Raw genomic sequence first — 1,710 nt, 5'->3', positions numbered from 1 at the left:
CGCGCCGCCTGACCCGCCCCGGCGGCGACCCGGGTGCCCGAGCCCTGGACGGAGTCGATGAAGCCGGCGGCCGAGAGTTCGTCGAACCCCCGGACCACGGTGCCGCGGGAGAGCCCGGTCTGCTCGGCGAGCGCGCGCGTGGAGGGCAGCCTGTCGCCGTCGGCCAGGGAACCGTCGGAGATCAGGTCGATGATCGCGTCCACCAGATCCGCGGTGCCCGAGACCTCGCCCAGGACCAGGGATCCGGGACGGGCGGTGCGGGCCATGCGCTCAGCCTAGGCGCGCGAGCGCAGAAAGTGGTCTCACGGGTCTGCGATAAGTGGACCTTTCCGCCAGTCCACTTTGGCGATGTGATGGTCCACATGCAGATCTACCGCCAATCCCGACGCCTCCGCGACGTGCGCTACGACGTCCGCGGTCCGATCCTCACCGAGGCCATGCGGCTGGAATCCGAGGGCCACGACATCCTGCGACTGAACCTGGGGAACATGCACCCGTTTGGTCTCGAGGCCCGGCCCGAGATCGTGGATGCCGTGGCCCGCGAACTCGGCACGGGCCAGGCCTACTCGGATTCGCGGGGCATCCCGCAGGCACGGGCGGCGGTGGCCGAGCACTACCGGCGCTGGGGGGTGCCCGGGATCCGCGCCGAGGACGTGTTCCTGGGCAACGGGGTGAGCGAGCTCATCACTCTGGTCCTTCAGGCGATGGTCGATCCGGGCGACGAGATCCTGGTCCCGGCACCGGACTACCCCACCTGGACCGGCGCGGTGAACCTCACTGGTGGCGTGCCCGTGCACTACCTGGCGGACGAGTCCGACGGCTGGAACCCCTCGCTGGCGGACATCGAGTCCAAGATCACGCCGCGGACGACCGCGCTGGTGGTGATCAACCCCAACAACCCGACCGGCGCCGTCTACAGTGCCGAGACCGTCCGCGGGATGGCCGACATCGCCCGTCGGCACGGGCTCGTCCTGCTCAGCGACGAGATCTACGAGAAGGTGATCTTCTCGGGCGCCCGCCATCACCACGCGGCGCTGGCCGCCGGTGACGACGTGCTCTGCCTGACCTTCGGCGGCCTGTCCAAGGCGTACCGGGTGTGCGGATACCGGGCCGGCTGGGTCGCCGCGACCGGGCCCCTCGAGCGGGCGCAGGACCTGCTGGAAGGGCTCACCCTGCTGGCCAACATGCGGGTGTGCCCCAACGTCCCGGGCCAGTACGCGATCCCGGTCGCGCTGGCCGAGGACTCACCGTGGGGTGCCGACGTGATCGACCCCGACGGCCGGATCGAGCGACAACTCGCACTGGCGACCGAGCGCCTCAACGCCATCCCGGGCGTGAGCTGCGTGGCGCCCCGCGGTGCGCTCTACTGCTTCCCCCGGTTGGACACCGAGAGGTTCGGCATCGGCAGCGACGAGGAACTGGTGCTGGACCTACTGCGCTCCGAGCACGTCCTGGTGACCCACGGCACCGGCTTCAACTGGCCCGAGCCGGACCACTTCCGGATCGTGTGCCTGCCCGACGCCGAGGTGCTCGAGAGCGCGATCGGCAGGATCGCCGGGTACCTCGAGCGGCGTGCCGGCCTCCACCGGCAGCCCGGCACTCCGGCGCGCACCCCGCTTCCCGCGTGAGCCCGGCCCGCCCCCGGGGGCCGGGGCGCGACAGCGAGCGGGCCCGGGCCAACGAAAAGAGCGTTCCGCACACATCGCCCGA

2 protein-coding genes are annotated in these 1,710 nt (G+C 71.3%); one reads left to right on the top strand and one right to left on the bottom strand.

Annotated features, from left to right (window positions below):
* On the bottom strand, nucleotides 1-266 hold a 266-nt coding region (locus G6017_RS06200), incomplete at its 3' end, for a GntR family transcriptional regulator (RefSeq protein ID WP_182616478.1).
* Nucleotides 267-362: 96 nt separating this feature from the next.
* On the opposite strand from G6017_RS06200, the gene G6017_RS06195 reads away from it, so the two are divergent.
* Nucleotides 363-1,628, top strand: coding sequence for a pyridoxal phosphate-dependent aminotransferase (locus tag G6017_RS06195; protein WP_182616476.1), 1,266 nt, complete (start codon nucleotides 363-365; stop codon nucleotides 1,626-1,628).
* The last annotated feature ends 82 nt before the right edge of the window (nucleotides 1,629-1,710 follow it).

It is taken from the genome of Dietzia sp. B44 (assembly GCF_014145245.1).
Taxonomy (GTDB): domain Bacteria; phylum Actinomycetota; class Actinomycetes; order Mycobacteriales; family Mycobacteriaceae; genus Dietzia; species Dietzia natronolimnaea.
This window is presented reverse-complemented; position numbering and strand designations above follow the sequence as displayed.

Coding starts and splice junctions, on each gene's coding strand:
- G6017_RS06195 (WP_182616476.1), top strand. CDS start 363: ATGCAGATCTACCGCCAATCCCGACGCCTCCGCGACGTGCGCTACGAC.